This window comes from Streptomyces sp. NPDC005070 (assembly GCF_053600395.1).
The window spans coordinates 1-23,023 of record NZ_JBSFZS010000098.1 but is presented as its reverse complement, the minus strand read 5'-3'; the positions used below and the strand labels follow the sequence as shown (position 1 = coordinate 23,023).

Below are 23,023 nucleotides of genomic sequence, written 5' to 3'. Positions count from 1 at the left end.
CGTACGGACGCCGGTACGGACGCCGGTACGGACGCCGGTACGGACGCCGGTACGGACGCCGGTACGGACGCCGGTACGGACGCCGGTACGGACGCCGGTACGGACGCCGGTAAGGACTCGGGTGCGCACGACGCCGCCGAGTACGAGCTTCAGGACACCTCGCTCCGGGACAGTGACCCCCAGGACACGGTGCCTCAGGACAGCGAGCCCCAGGACGCGGTGCCCGTGGTCCGGCCGCACGAGCCGGTCCGGCCGCACGAGCCCGAAGGTGTGCAGGACGCGCCTCCCGCCTGGACTCCGCCGCCGCTGCCGCAGGGTGGGCTGCCGCCGTTGCCGCCCTCCTACCAGCCCGCGGCCCCCGCGCCGGCCCCGCAGTGGCCCGCCACGACGGAACCCGCGCCGGCCGCGCAGGGCCAGGTGCCGCACCAGGCTCCGACGCCCCAGCAGGCACCCGTGGCTCCGGCTCCCGGCCAGCCTTTCCAGCCCCCAGCCTCGCCGGCTCCCGGCCAGCCTTTCCAGCCCTCGGCCGCACAGGCACCGGCTCCCGGCCAGCCCTTCCAGCCCCCCGCGCCGGCACCTGCTCCCGCCCCCGGCCAGCCCTTCCAGCCCCCGGCACCGCAGTCCGTGCCGGCTCCCCCGCACGCCCAGCCCTCGGCAGTGCCCGCCCCGGCCGCGCCGCAGCAGGGAAGCTACGGGTTCCCTCAGTCCGGCGCCCAGGACCCGGCGTCCGCCCCGCACGGCAGCTACGGCTTCCCGCAGCCCGGCGCGCCCGTTCCGGCCCCCGCACCCGCGACCCCGCCCGCCCCGGGCTACGGATTCCCTCAGCCCGGCACCGCACCCCAGGACCAGCAGGCAGCCCACCCCGTCGCCCCGCAGGCACCCGGCTACGGATTCCCCCAGCCCGCGTCGGGCGCTGTGCCGCCGCAGGCCCCCGCGCCCGCTCCTGCCTCTCAGCCGGGCTACGGGTTCCCGCAGGCCCCGGCACAGCCCGCACCCGCACCGGGCTACGGCTTCCCCCAGCCCGGCGCCGCACCCCAGGACCAGCAGGCAGCTCACCCCGCCGCCCCGCAGGCACCCGGCTACGGATTCCCCCAGCCGGTGCCCGACTCGCCCGCCCCGCAGCCCGGTTACGACCTCGCGCAGCCGCAGGCCGCCCCGGCGGCCCACCCGGCACCGGCACCGGCCCAGCAGCAGCCTCCGTACCAGCCGGGCCCGCCGCCCGTGCAGCAGCAGCCCGCCGCCCCGACCGCCCCCGTGGACCCGCGGACCGGTACCGCCTGGCCGCAGCCCGTGCGGCACGATCAGCGGCAGCCGACCAACCCCGGTGCGGCCCCGCTCGGTTACACCGCGGCCGTGGAGCTGTCCTCCGACCGGCTGCTCAACAACAAGCGGCAGAAGGTCAAGAGCGGCCGTCCGGCCACCGCGCAGTCCCGGTTCAAGCTGGGCGGCAAGAAGGAAGAGGCCGAGCGGCAGCGGAAGTTGGAGCTGATCCGCACTCCGGTGCTGTCCTGCTACCGGATCGCCGTCATCAGCCTCAAGGGCGGTGTCGGCAAGACGACCACGACGACGGCGCTCGGCTCCACACTCGCGACCGAGCGTCAGGACAAGATCCTCGCCATCGACGCCAACCCGGACGCGGGCACGCTCGGCCGCCGGGTGCGCCGCGAGACCGGGGCCACCATCCGTGACCTCGTGCAGGCGATCCCGTACATCAACTCGTACATGGACATCCGGCGGTTCACCTCCCAGGCGCCCTCCGGGCTGGAGATCATCGCCAACGACGTCGACCCGGCCGTGTCCACGGCGTTCAACGACGAGGACTACCGGCGCGCGATCGACGTCCTCGGCAAGCAGTACCCGATCATCCTGACCGACTCCGGCACGGGTCTGCTGTACAGCGCCATGCGCGGGGTGCTGGACCTCGCCGACCAGCTCATCATCATCTCGACGCCGTCGGTGGACGGGGCGAGCAGCGCCAGTACGACGCTGGACTGGCTGTCGGCGCACGGGTACGCGGACCTCGTCTCGCGCTCGATCACCGTCATCTCCGGAGTGCGCGAGACCGGCAAGATGATCAAGGTGGACGACATCGTCAGCCACTTCGAGACGCGCTGCCGCGGTGTCGTGACCGTGCCGTTCGACGAACATCTGTCCGCGGGCGCGGAGGTCGACCTCGACATGATGCGGCCCAAGGTCCGGGAGGCGTACTTCAACCTCTCCGCGATGGTCGCCGAGGACTTCGCGCGGCACCAGCAGTCGCACGGGCTGTGGACCAACGACGGCAACCCGCCGCCGGTGGCCGCGCCGCCGATGCCGGGTCAGTACGTTCCCGGCCAGCAGGTTCCCGGACACTACGCTCCCGGGCAGCAGGTTCCGGGCCCGCCCGCTCCTGGGCAGGTTCCGCAGCCGCCGCAGCCCGGACAGCCGTACGCCCAGCCGGGACAGCCCTACCCGCCGCAGCCCGGTCAGCCCTACCCGCAGGCGCCGGCACAGGGATACCCGCAGCCGCCGCAGCCTGACCAGCAGTTCCAGCCCGGTCAGTCCTACCTGCCGCACCAGGGGCAGATCCCACCGCCTCCGGCGCCCCCGCACCAGTAGCGGCGACCGGCTCCGTCGAGGGGCCGACCGCCGGAAACCCGTGAAGACCCGCACCGTTCACGGACGGTGCGGGTCTTCACGTATCGGGGCGGGGCCGGAGAAGGGCCGGGAAGGGCTACTCCCCGTCGTACGCCTCGATCAGTTCCCGCGAGCGCTTCACATCGTCGCCGATGGCCACCAGCAGAGCCTCGATGGAGTCGAACCTGGCCTGGCCGCGGACGAACGCGAGGAAGTCGACGGCGACGTGCAGGCCGTAGAGGTCGAGGCCGACGCGGTCGATGGCGTACGCCTCCACCGTGCGCTCGGTGCCGTCGAACTGCGGGTTCGTGCCCACGGAGATCGCGGCGGGCATGGCCTCGCCCTGGGCGTGCAGCCAGCCGGCGTAGACGCCGTCGGCGGGGATCGCGGTGTGCGGGAGGGTCTCGACGTTCGCCGTGGGGAAGCCGAGTTCGCGGCCGCGCTGGGCGCCACGGACGACGACGCCCTCGACGCGGTGCGGCCGGCCGAGGATCTCGCGCGCGCCCTCGACATCGCCCTCGGCTACGAGGCGCCGCGTGAGGGTCGAGGAGAACGGCTCGCCGCCGCCCGCCTCGCCGGACACGAACAGGTCGACGACCTCGACCTCGAAGTCGTACGTCTCCCCCTGCTCACGCAGGAAGCCGACATTGCCCGCGGCCTTGTGGCCGAAGCGGAAGTTGGGGCCCTCGACGACCGCCTTGGCGTGCAGCTTGTCGACCAGCACCTTGACCACGAAGTCGGCGGGCGACAGCTTCGAGAACTCGGTGGTGAACGGCAGGATGAGCAGGGCGTCGACACCCAGTTCGGCCATCAGCTCGGCGCGGCGGTGGTGCGGGGCGAGCAGCGGGGGGTGGCTGCCGGGGCGGACGACCTCGCTGGGGTGCGGGTCAAAGGTGACCACGACGGAGGGGACGCCCAGCTCGCGTGCGCGGTCCACGGCATGCCGGATGATGACCTGGTGTCCGCGGTGCACCCCGTCGTAGGAACCGATGGTGACGACGCTGCGCCCCCAGTCCTGGGGGATGTCCTCCAAGCCACGCCAGCGCTGCACTGTGACCGCTCCTTGTCGAACCCGTGTCCATGATTGCCTTATTCGCAGCTCTAAGGGTGCCATGCCGTGCGCTCTCGGCTTGCATCGGCATCAGGCTGTGACCGATCGCTCAGCGCCGCGGTGTGCGGTACCGAGTGCGTCGGGGCGTGCGGGCGTGGGTCAGACGGGAGCTCTCGCCCCGGCCAGGTTCTCGATCAGGCGGCGCGTGCCGGGCCCCACGAGGACGGACCGCTCCTCGGGGGTGCCGGTCACCCAGCGGGCCAGCAGGGTGGCGAAGCCGGGAACGCGCCGGGCCAGGTCGGCCAGGCCTCGGTCGAAGGCGCCGGCCCCGGCCGGGGTGCGGACGAGGAGGAGGCCGACGCGGTGCACCAGTTCGCGGGTGGGTGTCTCCCCCCTGCGGTCGAGGCCTTCGGCGGCGGCTCTCAGCACGGTGTCGAGCACGGCCGGGTCGCGCTCGTGCGCCAGCAGCAGATCGAGCAGTTCGCGCCGCAGCGAGGCCGCCGCCCTGTCTCCCGGCGCCTGCTCTCCGGGCGTCGCCAGGACCTGGGCGAGCGCGCTCCGCACCGAGGTGCCACACGTCTCCAGCAGTCCGCTGACCAGGGGAAACAATGCTCCTTGAGTGGCGCTGCCGTGGTCGATGCGGCGGTCCACGTCGGCGGCCATGTACGCGGCGACTCCGGGGCACGACTCCACGGTCTCCCGTACGAGCGCGGCGACCGGGCGGGCCAGCGCGGGTGTGGTGACGTCCGCGAGGGCGCGCAGCAGCTCGGCCGTGTCGGGGCCGAGCCGCCGCAGCCGGTCGCGGAACGCGTCGAGCACGGGCTCCGGGTCGGTGCCGAGCGCGGCGGCCAGCGCGCTCGCCGGCAGCCGTGGGTCTCCGGCCGCGAAGCGTTCCAGAGCCTGCGGCAGGCACCGGGGCCGGGCGAGCGGATCCTGTACGAGGATGCCGAGCGCTCCGCCGTGCAGGGCCCGGTCGGCGGGCCGGGCGAGCAGGGCGAGAGCCGCGTGACGCAGCGGCTCGCGGTCGAACGGGCCGGCCGCGAACGATGCCGCGCGCAGCCCGTGGGCGACGGCCGCCGCCCGGCGCCTCGGCCGTTCGTCGTGCGCCCACCGTTCGACCGCCCGGCACACGGCGGACGGTTCCTCCTCGGCCAGCACGGCCAGCAGTTCGTCGCCGCGTGGATGGGCGGCGGCCATCAGGGCCTCGGTCAGATCATCCGGGGCGCGCCGCCGGTGCGCGTACAGCAGTGCCTGCGCGGCCGTCGCCACGGTCGCGTTCGGCGTCGCGGTCAGGGGCCGCTCGTCGTCGAACCAGCGGGTGAGGTGGCGGTGTACGGCGATGGGGTCGGCGGCGAGGAGCCGCGAGACCGTGTCGAGGTGGCGCGGGGCGGCGGGGGCCTCTCCCGGGTACGGGGGCTCGGTCGCCGGAGACCTGCGGGGGTCGGCGGCCACCAGGCGCCTGAGCAGGTCGAAGCGTTCCGTGTCCGGGACGGGCAGCGCCACCCAGAAGGCCGGGCCGAACGCGTCCGGTACGGCCCTGCCCTGGTGCCGCCACAGCACGATCCGTTCGGTGAGCAGCCGCAGCGCGCTGATGCAGGGGGTCGCGTCGGGCACCCGGAGCAGGACGGTCGCGCAGAGGCGGGTGGCCCACCAGAGGGGGTCGCCCGGCGGGGCGGTGAGCGGGTCCGGCGCTTCGGGCGGGGGCAGCAGATCGTCGACCGCGTGGACGAGGTCCTCAAGGCGGAGCGTCAGTTCCGCGGCGGCCTGTTGGCGGGCCAGCAGGAGCAGGGTCTCGACGACGGGGCCGATCCTGTGACGGGGGACGGGAGGGGCGCCCGCCCCGGAGGCCGGGGTCCTGACGTGGTGCGCCCCGGCGTCGGGCGGGGTGGGCCGGACGCGGTGGGCGTTCCGGCGGCCGGGCGCCGTGGTCTCCGTGCACCCGGAGCCGGTGTCGAGGGTGCCGCGCCCGCGGTGGACCAGGCTGTCCAGCGCCGCGTCCAGGTCGAGATGGGTGCCCTGGATCCAGTCGGCGAGCTCCTCGTGGGCGAAGCGGTAGCCCTCGCCCGCGGGGACGAGGAGTCCTTCGGTGAGGACGGCGGACGCCCAGCCGGTGATGCCGGCGAGACGTCCCCGGGCGGGGCCCCAGGGGAAGACGCTCTCGAAGGAGGCCCGGTCCAGTTGGCCCTGTCCGGGGCCCAGGCAGCGCCGGGCGGCTTCGTGCACCTGGCCGGAGACCCGGGCGGCGAGCCGGCGCACGGCCGTGCCGCGCAGTCCGTTCGCCGCGGCGAGGCGGACCGCGACGCGCAGGCACATCAGGTCGAGGTGAGCGGCGAACACGTCGTCGCGGTCGAGCTGTCCGGCCCGTAGGTCCACGGGCGCGGCCATCACCTCGGAGAGCAGCCGCAGCACCAGGGGACGACGGGCGTCGGCCGGCACCAGGGCGCCTTCCGGAATCCCGGCACGCGCCCGCGCCGACCGCGCCTCCGCCTCGCTCAGCTCACCGAGCAGTACACAGGCGGGCAGCCCCCCACCCTCGTCCGGCGCCGACACCCGGGCGGCGTCCGTCGCTGGCGGCGCGCCCGCGCCCGTCGGCGACCACCCGTCCCCGTAGGCGGACAACTGCCCGCCGATGTCCCCGGCCGGAGCCGGCCCCCTCCCGACGCCGGATGGCGACACCGCGGAATCCAGCGGCGCCTGCCCACCGACGTACGCCGGGTGGTGCAGCAGCGCCGTGGGGAATTCCGTCCCGGCCCCTTCCCAGTACTCCACGCGGCAGGCGACCGCGAGCCGGGTGCCGGTCTGCGTCAGCCAGGCCGTCGTCGCCTCCGTCCAGGCCGGGAGGCGGTGGGCGAGTTCGGGGGGCATCTCCTCGGGGCCGTCGAGGAGGAGGAGCAGGGGCCGGCCCGCGGCGTGTGCGGACGCGGCCAGGCGATCCGGGGCGATGTCGCCCAGTTCGCCGCCGTACCCCTCGGGAGGCAGGACGCTCCTGTCGGCCGGGGAGCGCCGCGCGGCCGGCGCACCGGTCGCCCCGGTGGTCCGCCGGGACGCGGCGACGATCCGCCCGGCGCGCTCCAGGGCGCGCGTCGCCGCGTCGGCCACCGAGGTGTCGTCGGGGCGGAGGTCGGCGCCGCGCAGCCAGAGGGTGGGAGCCGACTCGGGACCCCGCAGGCGGCGGGCGGCGAGGGCGGCCAGCTCGGTCGTACGGCCGCTGCCGGGCGGGCCGACGAGTCCGAGGACGAGGGCCGGGCCGCGCTCGAAGGACGCGAACTCCCTGATGACATCAGCCCGTTCGACGATCCCCTGCCGCACACCCGCGGGTCCGGACGGCGTCGGCGGGCGGGGTCCGTCCGAGCCCATCGAGGTCGCGGTGAGTTCCAGCGCGGCCGCGAGGTTCAGATCGGCGCCATAAGCGGGCACGGTGGCCGCGTTACGGGCCAGCAGCTCGGCGAGGGGCCCCGTGCCGCCCCGCAGGGGAACGGCGCATCCGGGCGCTCGACGGCCCGCCGGTGTGTCCCCCGGCGGGGTGCCGTCCGGGGTGGCGGCGCGCGGGGCGGTGCCGACGACCGCGACCACCGCGCCGGTGCGGGCGTCGAGGACCGGCCCCCCGGCCGCTCCGCCGCCCGGCCTGAGCGCGTCGGCGCCCGCCGTGCCGATCGCCAACTCCAGTGCGCCGTGCGGGAGATGGGTCGGGCCGGCGGCCGCGTACGGCACGCTGGAGGAGCCCAGCACGCGCGCCTCGCGCCAGCCGCCCGCGGCAAGCCTGACGTAGGTGCCGGTCGCGACGTGGTCCCGCACGGTGACGGGGAGCGGGCTGAGGCCGAGTCCTCGGGTGTGTACGAGGGCGAGACCGAGGTCGGGCAGGGGAGTGACCGCGTCGGCGCCCAGCAGGCAGGTGCGGCCGCCGGGAGCGTGCAGGACGAGCCGGTCGAGGCCGTCGACGACCTCGTGGCTGGTGATCACGGTGCCGTGGTGGTCGGCCGCGAAACCCGTGCCGCGTGGCCGGCCGGCCAGGTCGCGGACGCGTACGAGGGCGTCGTCCCCCGGCTGAACGGCGCCGTCCGCCGCCTCTTCGAACCCCGTCCGCGGGCCTCGCCCCGCCATACTCGAACCTCCCCGCCGCGCTCCTGTTCCGACGGTAGGGGCGAGGTGATCAACGGGACAGATCGTGAGGCGAACGCGCCCCCCTCTACTCCCCTGGTTCACTCCGAGCGCCCGCCCGATGGGGTGAATACGGCAGGTCGGATGGATACACCTTGGGTGGGGGAACCGAGGGGGGACCGTTGAGCGGCGGGCACGAGACCCCGTGACCGCCGCTCCACGGGCGAGATGTCCGCCCGGCCGCGCGCCCGGCCCGGGCGCACGATCCTCAGGCGAAGACGGCCAGGCTCTTGGCCTTGCCCTTCTGTTCCTCGACCAGCGCGATGAACGCGCCCTCGGGGTCGAAGACGGCCGTGGTGCCCTTGCCCGTGTACTCGTCGGGCATCTCCAGCCGGACGCCGTTGAGCAGCAGCCGGGCCCGCTTGGCGTCCACGTCCCAGCGCGGGAACGCGGCCGCGGCCGCCTCCGCGATCGGCATCACCGTCAGCTCCTCCTGGAGCTGGTCGAGGGTGCGCGCGGAGTCCAGCTTGTACGGGCCGACGCGGGTGCGGCGCAGGGCGGTGAGGTGACCGCCGACGCCCAGGTCCGCGCCGAGGTCGCGGGCGATCGCCCGGATGTACGTCCCCGACGAGCAGACGACGGAGACGACGAGGTCGAGCACCGGGGTGCCGTCCTCGGCGACCGCGTCACGGATGTCGTACACCGCGAACGACGAGATGGTCACCGGGCGGGCCGGGATCTCGAACTCCTCGCCCTCGCGCGCCCGCTTGTACGAGCGCACGCCGTCGATCTTGATGGCGCTGACCTTGGACGGCACCTGCATGATGGCGCCGGTCAGCTTGGCCACCCCGGCGTCGATCGCGTCGCGCTTCACCCCGGAGGCGTCCGCCGAGGAGGTGATCTCGCCCTCGGCGTCGTCGGTCAGCGTGTTCTGGCCGAGCCGGATCGTGCCGAGGTACTCCTTCTCGGTGAGCGCGAGGTGGCCGAGGAGCTTGGTGGCCTTCTCGACGCCGAGGACGAGAACGCCCGTCGCCATGGGGTCGAGGGTGCCGGCGTGGCCGACCCGGCGGGTCCGGGCGATGCCGCGCATCTTGGCGACCACGTCGTGCGAGGTGAAGCCCGACGGCTTGTCGACAATGACAAGCCCGTCGGGCGTTTTGGGCTTCTGCGTCATTTAACCGCGTCGCCCTCGTCGTTCTCGTCGTCCTCGTCGTTCTCGTCGTCCTCGCCCGGCTTCTTGTACGGGTCCGCGTCACCCGCGAAGGCCGCGCCGGCCGAGACCTCGCGCACCGCCGCGTCCGAGGCCCGTGCCTTGTCGAGGAGGTCCTCGATCGTCTTGGCGGTGTCCGGCAGGGCGTCCGCGACGAACGTCAGCGTCGGCGTGAACTTCACGCCCGCCGCCGCGCCGACGGCCGAGCGGAGGACGCCCTTGGCGCTCTCCAGGCCCGCGGCCGCCTCGGCACGCTGCTCGTCGTCCCCGTACACCGTGTAGAAGACGGTGGCCTCCCGGAGGTCCCCGGTGACCCGGGTGTCCGTGATGGTGACGTGAGTGCCGAGCCGCGGGTCCTTGATCCCGCGCTGCATCTTCTTGGCCACCACCTCTCGGATGAGGTCCGCCAGCCTCTTCGCCCGCGCGTTGTCGGCCACTGGTCCGTCTCCTTCTTCGCCTTGCGTGTTGCGTCGGTCTTCGTCAGTCTTCGTCGCTGTGGAGCCTGCGTCGTACCGACAGCAGTTCCACCTCCGGTCGGGCCGCGACCAGCCGTTCGCACCGGTCCAGTACGTCGGCCAGATGCGTGGTGTCCCCGGAGACCACCGCCAGGCCGATCTCGGCCCTGCGGTGAAGGTCCTGGTTGCCCGTCTCGGCGGCACTCACCGCGTACTTCCGCTGGAGTTCGGCGACGATCGGCCGGACGAGAGAGCGTTTCTCCTTGAGCGAGTGAACGTCGCCGAGGAGCAGATCGAAGGACAGCGTCCCCACATACATGTGTAACCGGATGTCCCGCCGGTACGGGGTAGACGGCCTGCCAAGGCACTTGGCAGGGACATCAGAACCGTACAACGAACCGTCGGTTCGCTCGACGGGGTTTCCGGGCCTGGTCACACAGTTCCCCGCGCCCCGGGAAGGGACGCGGGGAATCGCGTGATCTCGCAAACGCCAGGCTGGCCGGCGGTGACTGCTCACCGCCGGCCAGCCTGGGAACCGCTTTACGAGCGCGGCTTCTCGCGCATCTCGTACGTCGCGATGACGTCGTCGACCTTGATGTCGTTGAAGTTGCCGAGGTTGATACCGCCCTCGAACCCTTCGCGGATCTCGGTGACGTCGTCCTTGAAGCGACGCAGCCCGGAGATGTTGAGGCTCTCCGCGATGACCTTGCCGTCGCGGATGAGGCGCGCCTTGGTGTTGCGCTTGACCTCGCCCGAACGGACCAGGACACCGGCGATGTTGCCCAGCTTGGACGACTTGAAGACCTCGCGGATCTCCGCCGTGCCGAGCTCGACCTCCTCGTACTCCGGCTTGAGCATGCCCTTGAGGGCCGCCTCGATCTCCTCGATGGCCTGGTAGATCACCGAGTAGTACCGGACGTCGACGCCCTCGCGCTCCGCCATCTGCGCCGCGCGGCCCGCAGCGCGGACGTTGAAGCCGATGACGATGGCGTCGGACCCGGTCGCCAGGTTGATGTCGGACTCGGTGACCGCACCCACACCGCGGTGCAGGACACGGATGTCGACCTCTTCGCCGACGTCGAGCTGGAGCAGCGAGGACTCGAGAGCCTCCACCGAACCGGACGCGTCGCCCTTGATGATGAGGTTGAGTTCCTGCACCAGACCGGCCTTGAGGGCCTCGTCCAGGTTCTCCAGGGAGAACCGGACACCCCGGCGGGCGAAGTTGGCGTTGCGCTCGCGCGCCGCCCGCTTCTCGGCGATCTGACGCGCCGTGCGGTCCTCGTCGACGACCAGGAAGTTGTCGCCGGCACCCGGGACGTTGGTGAGACCCAGGACCAGGACGGGGGTCGACGGACCCGCTTCCTCGACGTTGTTGCCGTTGTCGTCGAGCATCGCCCGGACACGGCCGTACGCGTCGCCGACCACCATGGTGTCGCCGATGCGCAGCGTGCCGCGCTGGACCAGGACCGTCGAAACGGCACCGCGGCCGCGGTCGAGGTGGGACTCGATCGCAATACCCTGCGCGTCCTGCTCCGGGTTGGCCCGCAGGTCGAGCGAGGCGTCCGCGGTGAGGACCACGGCCTCCAGCAGGCTCTCGATGTTGAGGCCCTGCTTGGCGGAGATGTCGACGAACATCGTGTCGCCGCCGTACTCCTCGGCCACCAGACCGAACTCGGTGAGCTGACCGCGCACCTTGGTCGGGTCCGCGCCCTCGACGTCGATCTTGTTGACCGCGACCACGATCGGCACGTCGGCCGCCTTGGCGTGGTTCAGCGCCTCGATCGTCTGGGGCATCACGCCGTCGTTGGCCGCCACCACGAGGATCGCGATGTCGGTCGACTTGGCACCACGGGCACGCATGGCGGTGAACGCCTCGTGACCGGGGGTGTCGATGAAGGTGATCCTGCGCTCTTCACCGTTGACCTCGGTGGCCACCTGGTACGCACCGATGTGCTGGGTGATACCGCCGGCCTCGCCCGCGACGACGTTCGTCTTGCGGATGGTGTCGAGAAGGCGGGTCTTACCGTGGTCGACGTGACCCATGACGGTCACGACCGGCGGACGGACCACCAGGTCGTCCTCGTCGCCCTCGTCCTCGCCGAACTCGATGTCGAAGGACTCGAGCAGCTCGCGGTCCTCCTCCTCGGGGCTGACGATCTCGAGGACGAAGTTCATCTCGTCCGCGAGGAGCTTCAGCGTCTCGTCGGAGACGGACTGCGTGGCAGTGACCATCTCGCCGAGGTTCATCATCACGCCGACGAGCGACGCCGGGTTGGCGCCGATCTTCTCGGCGAAGTCGGTGAGGGACGCACCGCGCGACAGGCGGACGGACTGTCCGTTGCCGCGAGGCAGCATCACGCCGCCGACCGACGGGGCCTGCATGGCCTCGTACTCCTGGCGCCTCTGCCGCTTCGACTTGCGACCACGACGCGCCGGACCGCCGGGACGGCCGAACGCACCCTGTGTTCCACCACGGCCACCGGGACCACCCGGACGACCGCCGAAGCCGGGACGACCGCCGCCGCCACCACCGGGACCACCCGGACGGCCGGCGAAACCGCCGCCACCGCCACCGGGACCCGCCGGACGACCGGCGAAACCGCCGCCGCCACCGGGACCGGCCGGACGACCGGCGAAGCCGCCGCCACCCGGACGACCGCCGCCGCCACCGGGACGACCGCCGCCGGCACCGGGACCACGGCCACCGGGGCCGCCACCGGGACGGGGGCTGCCCGCGGCCGGACGCTGAGGCATCATGCCGGGGTTCGGACGGTTACCGCCGGGGCCGCCGCCGGGACGCGGGGCCTGCGGACGGGGCATGCCGCCCGGAGTGGGACGGGCACCGCCCGGACCGCCCTGCGGACGCGGAGCGCCGCCGGGACCGCCCTGGGGACGGGGAGCACGGTCCTGGCCGCCGGCACCCTGCGGGCGCGGGCCACCGGGGGCACCGGCGCCACCGGGACGCGGGGCACCGCCCGGACGGGGCGCCTGCGGGCGCGCCATGCCGGTGGAGCCACCAGAGGTGAACGGGTTGTTGCCCGGACGGGGACCCGCGGGACGGGCACCCGGACGCGGGGCCTGGCCGCCGGGACGCGGGGCGCCCTGACGGTCGCCGCGCTCGGGACGGTCACCACGGCCCTGGCCGCCCTGGCCGGGGCCACCGGCCGGACGGGCACCGCCCGGACGGGGAGCCTGGCCGCCGGGACGCGGGGCGCCCGGACGGGCACCCGCGGCGGGAGCCGAGGGCGTCTGCGGCGCGGCCGGCGCCGACGGGGGCGCGGTGAACTCGGCCGCGACCGGAGCCGGAGCCGCCGGAGCGGGCTTCGGGGCCGGCTTGGGACCGGGAGTCGGGCGCGGGCCCGGGGCAGCCGGAGTGACCGGAGCCGAAGCCACGGGCGTCTCGGCCGCGGCCGGCTTCGGGGCCGGCGGGCGCGGGGCGGCCGGACGGGCAGCCTGCGCCGGAGAGGGGGCGCCCGGCTTGGCCGGGGCAGCCTTGCGCGGGGCGGGCTTGCCGCCACCGTTGCCCTGCTGGAGGGCATCTGTCAGCTTGCGTACGACGGGGGCCTCGATCGTCGAGGACGCCGAACGGACGAATTCACCGAGTTCCTGGAGCTTGGCCATGACGACCTTGCTCTCTACACCGAACTCCTTGGCGAGTTCGTATACCCGGACCTTAGCCACTTCGCTCCTTTTAGGTCCGGGTCTGCGTCCGGACCGTCGCTACTTCATGGGCGTACTCATCGCGTGCTCATCGAGTGCTCATCGCAATCTCGACCTACTTCCAACTCGCGGAATACCAGGCCGCACGGAGGCTCCGTACGACGCTTCTTACGGTGTTGCCTGCTCGACGTAGAGACGCAACGCCGCGGTGTCGAGCGGTCCCGGAGCGTGCAGCGCCCGCGGGATCGCCCGGCGGCGGACCGCCAGATCGAGACAGACCAGAACGGGATGCACGTACGCACCCCGGCCGGGCAGCGTACCGCGATGATCGGGGGCGCATTCGCCCTCGACCGCCACGATGCGCAGCAAGTCTCTCTTGGCCGCTCGCTCCCGGCACCCCACACAGGTGCGTTCAGGGCATGCGCGGGCTCGCGTCCGGCCAGACACTCTTAAGTCTACCTCCCCGTACCGACCTCACCCCTTTGGGGCATGAATCGAACGGTTGTTGTCGTGATGTAAGCGTTGCGCAGGCCGGATCTATTCCCGGTCTATTCCCCGCGCTGCTCGGCGGGCTGCTCGGTGTCGGGACGGATGTCGATCCGCCAGCCCGTGAGGCGGGCGGCGAGGCGGGCGTTCTGGCCCTCCTTGCCGATCGCCAGCGAGAGCTGGTAGTCGGGGACCGTCACGCGCGCGGAGCGGGCCGCGAGGTCGACGACCTCGACCTTGGAGACCCGGGCCGGGGAGAGCGCGTTGGCCACCATGTCCGCCGGGTCGTCCGACCAGTCGACGATGTCGATCTTCTCGCCGTTCAGTTCGGCCATCACGTTGCGCACCCGGCCGCCCATGGGGCCGATGCAGGCGCCCTTGGCGTTCAGACCGCTGCGGTTGGACCGGACGGCGATCTTCGTGCGGTGGCCGGCCTCACGGGCGATGGCGGCGATCTCGACGGAACCGTCGGCGATCTCCGGCACCTCCAGCGCGAAGAGCTTCTTCACGAGGTTGGGGTGCGTGCGCGACAGGGTCACGGACGGACCGCGGACACCCTTGGCCACCCGGACGACGTACGAGCGCAGGCGCAGGCCGTGCTCGTAGTTCTCGCCGGGGACCTGCTCCTGCACCGGCAGGATGGCCTCCAGCTTGCCGATGTCGACCAGCACGTTCTTCGGGTCGCGGCCCTGCTGGACCACCCCGGTGACGATGTCGCCCTCGCGGCCCGCGTACTCGCCGAGCGTCGCGTCGTCCTCGGCGTCGCGCAGGCGCTGCAGGATGACCTGCTTGGCGGTGGTGGCGGCGATCCGGCCGAACCCCGAGGGGGTGTCGTCGAACTCGCGGGCCTCCTGCCCCTCCTCCAGGTCCTCGGGGTCCTCCTTCGCCCACACGGTCACATGGCCGGTCTCCCGGTCGAGTTTCACGCGCGCGCGGCGGCGGCTTCCCTCGGTGCGGTGGTAGGCGATGAGGAGGGCCGACTCGATCGCCTCGACCAGCAGGTCGAAGGAGATCTCCTTCTCCCGCACCAGACCCCGCAGGGCACTCATGTCGATGTCCACGGCTACGCCTCCTCTTCCTTCTTGTCCTTGCGGCTGAACTCGACCTGGACGCGGGCCTTGACGATGTCCCCGAAGGCGAGCCGCCTGGCGGTGGGCTTGCGCCCCTTCACGCCCGGCACCTCGACATCGAGACCGTCGTCCTCGACCCTCAGGATCCTTGCGAGCAGTTCGCCGTCCTCCGCCAGCTGGAACTTCACCAGGCGGTCGGTGGCGCGTACGTAGTGACGGTGCTCCTTGAGCTCGCGCTCGGCACCAGGGGTTCCGACCTCGAGGGTGTACTCACCCGAACCCATCACGTCGGTCTCGTCGAGCTTCGCCGAGAGCGCGCGGCTCACATCGGCGATCGCGTCCAGGTCGGCACCTTCGTCCGAATCCACGACGACGCGCAGTACACGCTTACGGCCTACGGACTCCACTTCGATCTCTTCGAGATCGAGGCCCTGGGAGCTCACGAGCGGATCCAGGAGTTCTCGAAGCCTCTCGCTCTGGGTCGTGCTCATCCGGGTGACTCCTCGGCCGCGTGTGCTGTTGTGGGTTGGTCGCGTGTCAGCCCAAAGGATATCCGGTCGCGGAGGGTGTTGCCGTCCACCGGGCGGGTGCTCCCGCTCGGACGGGTGCCCGCGGACCTCCCCGGAACAGCGCCGTGAACAGTTGGAGGAGAGCCGCTGGGCCGTGATCGGCCGATGCGCGGGTACCGTGATCACGGGCAGTTCGCCCATACATTCGTACGAGCCCTCCGAGGACGTCTGCCGTGTCGTTCCCCCCGCCGTCGCGCACCCCGTCGGGTCCGCGCCGAAGGACCCTGCTCGCGGCCGCCGTGGGTGCCTTCGCGCTCGCGGGCTGTTCCGCCGCGCCCGAGTCGCCGAGCGACACGACGGGCGGGAGCCCCTCGCTCGCGGACCGGGCCCGCGCCCGCGCGGCCCGGGACAGCATGACGCTCTCCGACCGGTACACCGCGGTGATCGCCGCCCATCCCGGGCTGGCCGAGCGGCTCGGCCCGATGCGGGCGGAGGTCGTCCGGCACGCGACGGCGTTCGGAGGCGGCAGCGCGGGGGCGTCGGCGGCGGCATCGGGGGCCGCGTCGTCATCGACGTCGGGGGCGCCCACCTCGTCGGCGTCGGCCGAGTCCCCGTCCGCTTCCTCGTCGGCCTCGGCCTCGGAGTCGGCGTCCGCTTCGAGTTCGGCTTCGGCTTCGCCCGGGGTCTCCCCCGGTGTGGCGGCCCGGCCCAAGGACGCGCTCGCCGAGCTCGCCTCCGCCGAACTGAAGCTCGCCGACGAACGGACACAGGCCCTGGTGGACGTCCCCGGCGAACTCGCCCGGCTGCTCGCCTCCGTGGCGGCGGCCGGAGCGGCCCACGCGTTCCTGCTGACGAAGGCGGCGAAGTGAGCAAGCGGAGCAAGACCGAGGAAGCCGAGCTCAAAGCCCTGCAGGCCGCGCTCGGCGCCGAACACGCGGCCGTCTACGGCTACGGCGTCGTGGGCGCGCGGATCGGCACGGCCCGGCAGTCGGACGCCCGGTCGGCGTACGACGCCCACCGGGCACGGCGGGACGAACTGACGCGCGCGGTCAAGGACATGGGCGCCGAGCCCGAGGCCGCGTCGGCCGCGTACATGCTGCCTTTCCCCGTGACGGACACCGCCGCCGCCATACGGTTCGCGGCCGAGCTGGAGGAGCGCGTCGCCGACGTGTACTCCGACCTCGTGCGCGCCGCCGAGGACGACCGGCGGCGCATGGCGGCCGGGGCGCTGCGCGAGGCCGCGGTCCGCGCGGTGCGCTGGAGCGGCGAGAGCGTAGCCTTCCCTGGGCTCGCCGAGCGGGCGGCCACCCCGTCCGCCACGGCACCCTCGCCGACGTAACGCGACCTGGAAGGGAACATCTCGCGCATGGACTCGCGCATGGCCTTCGAACCGCCGCGGCGCCTTCTCCGGGCGCTCGGCGAGACCCGCCGGAGCGGGCCGGAGGGCGCCGACGAGACCGACGCGTGGCTGGAGCGCCTGCCCGAGTCGGCCCGACGGGCCGTCGCGTTGCGCGAGTTGACCGTGGAGCGGGTGCAGGCGCCGGGCGGGCGCAGCAGTCTGGTCGTCCTGGTGCGCCGGGCCGACGGCACGCCCGCCGTGCTGAAGCTGGCGCCCGAGCGCGCGCGTCCGGAGGCCGAGCGGGTCGCGCTGGCCCACTGGGACGGCCGCGGCGCGGTCCGCCTTCTCGACGCCGACGGCGCGCGGGACGCGCCCGGCACCGATGGCGTCCTGCTGCTCGAGCGACTGCACCCGGACGTCTCCGTGCGGTCGCTGCCCGAGGCGAAGGCCCTGCTGGAGGCGTCGGGGACGCTGCGGCGGCTGTGGGTCGAGCCGCCCGCCGACCCCGTCTTCGAGACCGTCGCGGAGCGGACCGGGCGGCAGGCCGAGGCCATGCGGGCCACCGTGGCGGCCGGAACGGGTGCGGGAGCGGGTGCCGAGGCAGCGGCCCTGGTCGACGCGGCCCTCGCGGCCCGCGAGGAGCTGCTGGCCGGGCCGCCGGAGGAACGGCTGCTGCACGGCACCTTCCGGCAGAGCAAGGTGCTCGCCGGGGAGCGGGCGCCCTGGCTGGCGGTGGGTCCGGACCCGGTGGTCGGCGAGTGCGCTTTCGACCTGGCCCGGCTGGTCCGCGACCGGGTGGAGGACCTGATCGCGTCGCCTTCGGGGCCGTCGATCACCCGGCGGCGGATCAAGCGGCTCGCCGAGTCCCTGGAAGTGGACCAGGCGCGGCTGCGCGGCTGGACCCTGTTCCGCGCCGTCGAGTCGGGCGTACGGGCGGCCCGCGTCGGCCGCCCCCAGGACGCCGAACTGCTCCTGGAATTCGCCGGCTGGCTCTGACCGCCGACCGGCCCGGGGCGCGGACGCGATGTCACCCCGGCGACAGGCGTTCCACTCCCAGTGCGCGCACCCCGAGGCCGGACTCGGCCCGCATCCACACCCCCGGGAGACGACGAACGGCGCCCCGAGCCTCCGAAGAGGATCGGGGCGCCGTCCGGGTTGCCGCTACGCCGTCAGGCGGGCGATCGCCTCTTCGACGGTCAGTTCCTCGCGCTCGCCGGTGCGGCGGTCCTTCAGTTCGACGACGCCCTCGGCCGAGCGGCGGCCGGCGACCAGGATCGTCGGGACGCCGATGAGCTCCGCGTCGGTGAACTTCACGCCCGGGGAGACACCGGCACGGTCGTCGACCAGGACGCGGACGCCGGCGGCGCCGAGCTTCTCGGACACGTCGAGCGCCAGCTCGGTCTGGAGGGCCTTGCCCGCGGCGACCACGTGCACGTCGGCCGGAGCGATCTCCTTGGGCCAGCACAGGCCCTTGTCGTCGGCCGACTGCTCGGCCAGCGCGGCGACGGCGCGGGAGACGCCGATGCCGTACGAGCCCATGGTCACGCGGACCGGCTTGCCCTGCTGTCCGAGCACGTCGAGGCCGAAGGTGTCGGCGTACTTGCGGCCGAGCTGGAAGATGTGGCCGATCTCGATGGCGCGGTCCAGCTTGAGGCCGGCCCCGCACTTCGGGCAGGGGTCGCCCTCTTGCACCACGACGACGTCGAGGTAGTCGTCGACCTCGAAGTCACGGCCGACCACGACGTTCTTCGCATGCGTGTTGATCTTGTTGGCGCCGGTGATCCAGGCCGTGCCGGGGGCGACGCGCGGGTCGGCGATGTAGCGGACCTTCTCCAGGCCCTGCGGGCCCACGTAGCCGCGTACGAGGTCGGTGCGGCCCTCGAAGTCCTCGGCTGTGACGAGCTCGACGACGGCCGGGGCGAGGTGCTCGCCCAGCTTGCCGAGGTCGACCTCGCGGTTGCCGGGGACACCCACGGCCACGATCTCGCCGTCGACCTTGACCAGTAGATTCTTCAGTGTCGCGGAGGCGGGCACACCGAGGTGCTCGGCGAGCGTCTCGATGGTCGGGGTGTCGGGGGTGTCCAGCTCCTCGACCGCGCCGTGCTCCTCGGAGACGGGTGTGAGCTTGAAGGTCACGGCCTCCGTGTTGGCGGCGTAGTCGCAGGCCGGGCAGTCCACGAAGGTGTCCTCACCGGCGGGGGCGGGCGCGAGGAACTCCTCGGAGGCCGAGCCGCCCATGGCGCCGGAGACGGCGGACACGATGCGGTAGTCGAGGCCCAGACGCGCGAAGATCTTCTGGTAGGCCTCGCGGTGCAGACGGTAGGACTCGGCGAGGCCCTCGTCCGTGATGTCGAAGGAGTACGAGTCCTTCATCTGGAACTCGCGGCCGCGCAGCACACCGGCGCGCGGACGGGCCTCGTCACGGTACTTCGTCTGGATCTGGTAGAGCATGACCGGCAGGTCCTTGTACGAGGCCACCTGATCCTTGACGATCAGGGTGAAGATCTCCTCGTGCGTCGGACCGAGCAGGTACTCGGCGCCCTTGCGGTCCTTGAGGCGGAAGAGCAGGTCGCCGTACTCCTCCCAGCGGGCCGAGGCCTCGTAGGGCTCCTTGGGCAGCAGGGCCGGGAGGAGCACCTCCTGGGCGCCGATCGCGTCCATCTCCTCGCGGACCACGCGGGAGATGTTGTCGAGGACCTTCTTGCCGAGCGGCAGCCAGGTCCAGATGCCGGCGGCGTTGCGGCGCACGTAACCGGCGCGCATGAGCAGCTTGTGATTGAGCGTCTCGGCGTCCGCCGGGTCGTCACGCAATGTCTTGACCATCAAACGGGACATGCGCTGGACCTGGGCCATGGTTCTCGACTCCTGCTGCGTAAGGGTGATGCCTGGAGGTTATCCGGGCAGCGGCCGTCCCCGGAAATCCATTAGGGGTGTCGCAGGGGAAGGGGGGCGCCCATCACCGCGTACGGCTTGGGCGCGCTGGGGAACAGGACCTGCCGTGCGAGGTCCTCGTAGCCGAGAGAGCGGTACAGGCCGCGGGCCGGGCTGTCGATGTCGATCGCGGACAGGATCGAGCGGGGTTCGGCCGCCGTGTCCGTGATGGAGGTGATCAGCGTGCGGCCGACGCCCCGGTTCTGGAACCGGGGGTGGACGTGCAGTTCGGTGATCACGAAGGAGTCGTCGAGCCAGCGGTCGTGGCCCTGGCCGCGCAGATACGGTTCGACGACGGTGGACCACCAGTGTGCGCGGTCGTTGGGCATGCCGTAGACGAATCCCACGAGCCGTCCGTCGACGGTGGTGGCGCCGAGCGCGTGGGCTCCCGGGTAGGTGAGGTGGCGCAGCACGATCTGGCGGCGTACGGCGATCTCGTCGGCGCCGAGCCCGAAGGCGAGCGCCTGCACGGCGAGCGCCTCGTCGACACGCGCGGCGAGATCGAGCGGGCCGATGACCACGTCGGCGTCGCGGTGGCCGTGACCGGGGAAGCGCAGCATGCCGGGAGACTACCTGGCGGACCGTGTGACGCGTGAGGTGCCGAGGGGCCCGTGCCGGGCGTCAGAACAGGACACTCATGAACGCGCCGGCCTCCTGGAACCCGACGCGGCGGTACGTCGCCCGGGCCGCCGTGTTGTAGTCGTTGACGTAGAGGCTGACGACCGGGGCGACATCGGCGAGGGCGTAGCGCAGGACGGCGGCCATGCCGGGGGCCGCGAGTCCCCGGCCGCGGTACTCGGGGGCCACCCACACGCCCTGGATCTGACAGGCCTCGGCGGTCGCGGCGCCGATCTCCGCCTTGAAGACGACGTTGCCGTCCTGGTCGAGGCGGGCGAAGGACCGGCCGGAGCCGACGAGTTCGGCGACGCGGGCCTGGTAGAGCAGGCCGCCGTCGCCGGCCAGCGGGGAGACGCCGACCTCCTCGGTGAACATGGCGACGCACGCCGGCATGATCGTCTCCATCTCGTCCTTGCGGATGCGGCGGACGTACGGATCCGGGGTGATGTCGGGGGGCAGCCGGTCGGTGACCATCAGCGGCTGGTGGGCGCGGATCTCGCGGGCGGGGCCCCAGCTCGGTTCGAGCAGCCGCCAGAGCTGAGCGGTGGATTCGGCGGGCCCGACGATCGAGGAGCAGCGGCGGCCGCTTCTGCGGGCGCGGTCGGCGAAGCCGCGTACGGCGCGGGGGGAGGCGCAGATCGGGACGAGGTTGGCGCCCGCGTAGCAGAGGGACTGCAGCATGCCGTCCTCGTACCAGCCCCACATCTCGCCGCCGAGCCGCCATGGGTCGAGTCCGGCGATCTGTACTCGGGAGGTGACGAAGGCGTTCGTCACCGGCTCGCGGCCGAGGACGGCGAGCGCGGCGTCCAGGTCACTCGGTTCGAGGACCCTGGTGGTGGTCTGGGTCAACACGTGCGGGGGCCCTCACCCTGGGATCTGCTGATCTCCGCACTGTACCTGGCGAGGTTGTGCGCCGCCGCCCCTCGCCGGGGCGGAGCGACCCCACCCCGGCCGCGGGGCTCCGGCTCCGGCCGGACGGGTGACGGAGGCGGGGCGCGGGGAGCGGCTCAGGACGGCTCGGCGATCTGCCGGCCCAGGTCGAGTTCGGCGCCGTCGGGCCGCTGCAGCCCGCGCTCGAACAGCCGGCGTACCCGTCCGGCGTTCTCCGGGCGGCCCGAGGTGCGGAAGAAGGCCGCGAGACTGGCCGCCGCCTCCTCGTCGGGGATCGGGGCGGCAGCCTCGACCAAGGCCTTGACGGTGGACACCGCCACCTTGTCGAAGCCCGCGATCCGGCGCGCGAAGGTGTCGACGAATCCGTCCAGCTCGTCGGCGGGCAGGACACGGTTGACGTAGCCGTACGCGGCGGCCAGGTCGGCCGGGAAGTCGTCCGCTCCCAGCAGGATCTCCATGGCCCGGCCGCGGCCGACCAGCCGGGCCAGCCTGCTCATCGGGTTGCCGCCGGGGACCGATCCCAGGCCCACCTCGAACTGCCCGAGCACCGCCCCGGGGCCGGCGAACCGGATGTCGGTGGCCAGCACGAACTCGCTGCCCGCGCCCCGGGCCCGTCCGTTGATCGAGGTGATCGTCACCGCGGGGACCCGGCTGAGACGGGCGAGGTTGTCGGCGTAGGGGTGCAGTCCGGTGGGGCCGGGTGCCATGGCGGCGACCCGGCCCTGGTCGGACAGCATGTCCCAGTGCGCCATGAAGAAGTCGGGGTTGGCGCTCCGGAACACCACGACGGTGAGTTCGGGGGCCTGTTCGATACGGGTCACCAGGCCGGCCAGCTGCTCGACGCTGTCGGGGTCGTACAGGTTGATCTCCCCGTTGGCGAACGTCACCTGCCAGTAGGAGGCCGACACCTCGTCCACGCGGAACTGCGGGTCATCGCTCATCTTCCGACCGTAGGGGCCCGTCACGCGCTCCCCGCGGGCGTCCGGGGCGTCTGGCGGAAAGTTCGCCCGATCGCGGAGGGCCGCGGTCACCCGGGTACCTCCCCGGCCGGTGTGCGCCGTCAGCGGGCCACGAGCTGCTGGCCGCCGTCCACGTCGAAGGTCGCCCCGGTGAGCGCTTCGTTGACCATGATGTGCAGGGCGAGCGCGGCCACGTCCTCGGGGCCCACGACCCGTCCGATGGGCAGCGTCCGGCGCAGCTCCTCCCGGCGCGCTTCGAGCCGGTCGCCGAGGAGCGAGGCGGACAGGGGCGTGTCCACGAATCCGGGGGCGATGAGGTTCGCCCGGATCGGCGCGAGTTCGAGCGCCAGGTTGGCGGTGAGGGCGGGCAGGGCCGCGGTCATGGCGCCCACGATCGCCATGCCGGGACCGGGCCGGCGGCCGCCGGTCCCGCCGATGAAGATCAGGGTGCCGCCGGCCCGTACCTTGTCACGGCTGCCGAGGGCGACGCCGAGGGTCATGGACAGACGCTGGGCGAACGCCCGGCTCGCCTCGGTCAGGTCCATGTCGTCCAGGGGCATGTAGGCCGGACTCCCGGCCGTGAGCAGGATGTGGTCGACCGGGCCGGACAGGTTCTCGAGGAACTCCGCCAGACGGCCGGTGTCGCTCGCGTCGAAGGCCGCGGTGGCGACCGGCCGGAGTTCGCGTGCCGCTTCCTCCAGACGGTCGGGATTCCGGCCGACCAGCACCAGGCGCCCGCCGCCCGCGCGCACCTGCCGGGCCGTCTCCCGTCCGATGCCCGCGCTCGCCCCGATCACCACGACCGTCTGGTCGGCGATGTCCGGCGGACGAGGTGTCACCCGCAGTTCTCGATCAGCGGTCATGGTGTGCCTCCTGGGCCGAGCGGTCCGGCCGTGCGGTCGCGTGAGAGGGACGGTGCCGCGCCCTGCCCTTCGTGCGTTCCTGCGGAAACCCGCGCCGGATCCGTGTCGTCCGGCGCACCGACCCATCGTCGCTCCCGGACCCGGCGGGCGCCTGTCGGCGACGCCGTCCCCGGCGCCGGGGACGGCGGAACGGCACCGGAAGGACGGGGAAACGAGCGAAAGGCCCCCGTTCCCCCGCACTCCCCGGGCCCCCGCCGGTCCGTTGCC

Annotated in this window: 18 protein-coding genes; 4 read left to right on the top strand and 14 right to left on the bottom strand. The window is 73.1% G+C overall.

Features of this window, described 5'->3' with window-relative positions; genetic code table 11:
• On the top strand, window positions 1-2,598 hold a 2,598-nt coding region (locus ACWEBX_RS27775; RefSeq protein WP_451887530.1), incomplete at its 5' end, for an AAA family ATPase.
• 115 nt (window positions 2,599-2,713) lie between these two features.
• Here the strand turns inward: ACWEBX_RS27775 and ACWEBX_RS27770 are convergent.
• From ACWEBX_RS27770 to rimP, 9 genes are all read right to left on the bottom strand, one after another.
• Window positions 2,714-3,667, bottom strand: a complete 954-nt coding sequence (locus tag ACWEBX_RS27770; RefSeq protein WP_451887529.1) for a bifunctional riboflavin kinase/FAD synthetase — start codon at window positions 3,665-3,667, stop codon at window positions 2,714-2,716.
• A 159-nt stretch (window positions 3,668-3,826) separates the two neighbouring features.
• Window positions 3,827-7,768 carry a serine protease gene (locus ACWEBX_RS27765; RefSeq protein WP_451887528.1) on the bottom strand — a complete coding sequence of 1,314 codons (3,942 nt, stop codon included), beginning with the start codon at window positions 7,766-7,768 and terminating at the stop codon, window positions 3,827-3,829.
• Window positions 7,769-8,033: 265 nt separating this feature from the next.
• Complete coding sequence (truB, locus tag ACWEBX_RS27760) at window positions 8,034-8,939, bottom strand: tRNA pseudouridine(55) synthase TruB (protein WP_451887527.1); 906 nt, start codon at window positions 8,937-8,939, stop codon at window positions 8,034-8,036.
• Window positions 8,936-9,412: a 30S ribosome-binding factor RbfA gene (rbfA, locus tag ACWEBX_RS27755; protein WP_451887526.1), complete on the bottom strand. Its 477-nt coding sequence runs from the start codon at window positions 9,410-9,412 to the stop codon at window positions 8,936-8,938. Before rbfA ends, truB begins: the two co-directional genes overlap by 4 nt.
• A gap of 43 nt (window positions 9,413-9,455) precedes the next feature.
• Window positions 9,456-9,749, bottom strand: coding sequence for a DUF503 domain-containing protein (locus tag ACWEBX_RS27750; RefSeq protein ID WP_355989084.1), 294 nt, complete (start codon window positions 9,747-9,749; stop codon window positions 9,456-9,458).
• A 221-nt stretch (window positions 9,750-9,970) separates the two neighbouring features.
• Window positions 9,971-13,111, bottom strand: a complete 3,141-nt coding sequence (infB, locus tag ACWEBX_RS27745; RefSeq protein WP_451887525.1) for a translation initiation factor IF-2 — start codon at window positions 13,109-13,111, stop codon at window positions 9,971-9,973.
• 147 nt (window positions 13,112-13,258) lie between these two features.
• Window positions 13,259-13,537 (bottom strand): YlxR family protein, encoded by a 279-nt coding sequence (locus ACWEBX_RS27740; RefSeq protein ID WP_384791338.1) that lies wholly within the window; start codon window positions 13,535-13,537, stop codon window positions 13,259-13,261.
• A gap of 101 nt (window positions 13,538-13,638) precedes the next feature.
• Window positions 13,639-14,637, bottom strand: coding sequence for a transcription termination factor NusA (gene nusA / locus ACWEBX_RS27735; protein ID WP_355765230.1), 999 nt, complete (start codon window positions 14,635-14,637; stop codon window positions 13,639-13,641).
• Between the two features lie 2 nt (window positions 14,638-14,639).
• Window positions 14,640-15,137, bottom strand: a complete 498-nt coding sequence (gene rimP, locus ACWEBX_RS27730) for a ribosome maturation factor RimP (RefSeq protein WP_387299270.1) — start codon at window positions 15,135-15,137, stop codon at window positions 14,640-14,642.
• A gap of 251 nt (window positions 15,138-15,388) precedes the next feature.
• Between rimP and ACWEBX_RS27725 the strand changes: the two genes are divergently transcribed.
• The 3 genes from ACWEBX_RS27725 to ACWEBX_RS27715 are packed head-to-tail and all read left to right on the top strand — an operon-like array spanning window position 15,389 to window position 17,490.
• Window positions 15,389-16,024, top strand: coding sequence for a hypothetical protein (locus ACWEBX_RS27725; protein ID WP_451887524.1), 636 nt, complete (start codon window positions 15,389-15,391; stop codon window positions 16,022-16,024).
• On the top strand, window positions 16,021-16,494 hold the full coding sequence (locus ACWEBX_RS27720) for a ferritin-like domain-containing protein (protein ID WP_451887523.1): 474 nt from the start codon (window positions 16,021-16,023) through the stop codon (window positions 16,492-16,494). The genes ACWEBX_RS27725 and ACWEBX_RS27720 overlap by 4 nt, the downstream gene beginning before the upstream one ends.
• Window positions 16,495-16,533: 39 nt before the next feature.
• Entirely contained in the window at window positions 16,534-17,490 is a 957-nt protein-coding gene (locus ACWEBX_RS27715) for an aminoglycoside phosphotransferase family protein (RefSeq protein WP_451887535.1), read from the top strand.
• A 165-nt stretch (window positions 17,491-17,655) separates the two neighbouring features.
• Here the strand turns inward: ACWEBX_RS27715 and ACWEBX_RS27710 are convergent, their stop codons facing one another.
• From ACWEBX_RS27710 to ACWEBX_RS27690, 5 genes are all read right to left on the bottom strand, one after another.
• A complete protein-coding gene (locus tag ACWEBX_RS27710; RefSeq protein ID WP_451887522.1) occupies window positions 17,656-19,347 on the bottom strand; it encodes a proline--tRNA ligase in 1,692 nt (563 codons plus the stop codon).
• A 71-nt stretch (window positions 19,348-19,418) separates the two neighbouring features.
• The gene (locus ACWEBX_RS27705) at window positions 19,419-19,985 is read right to left on the bottom strand and encodes a GNAT family N-acetyltransferase (RefSeq protein WP_451887521.1); all 567 of its coding nucleotides are present in this window, start codon (window positions 19,983-19,985) and stop codon (window positions 19,419-19,421) included.
• Window positions 19,986-20,046: 61 nt separating this feature from the next.
• Complete coding sequence (locus ACWEBX_RS27700; protein WP_451887520.1) at window positions 20,047-20,895, bottom strand: GNAT family N-acetyltransferase; 849 nt, start codon at window positions 20,893-20,895, stop codon at window positions 20,047-20,049.
• A gap of 155 nt (window positions 20,896-21,050) precedes the next feature.
• Window positions 21,051-21,875 (bottom strand): enoyl-CoA hydratase/isomerase family protein, encoded by an 825-nt coding sequence (locus tag ACWEBX_RS27695; protein ID WP_451887519.1) that lies wholly within the window; start codon window positions 21,873-21,875, stop codon window positions 21,051-21,053.
• A 119-nt stretch (window positions 21,876-21,994) separates the two neighbouring features.
• Entirely contained in the window at window positions 21,995-22,756 is a 762-nt protein-coding gene (locus ACWEBX_RS27690; RefSeq protein ID WP_451887518.1) for an SDR family oxidoreductase, read from the bottom strand.
• Window positions 22,757-23,023: the final 267 nt, after the last annotated feature.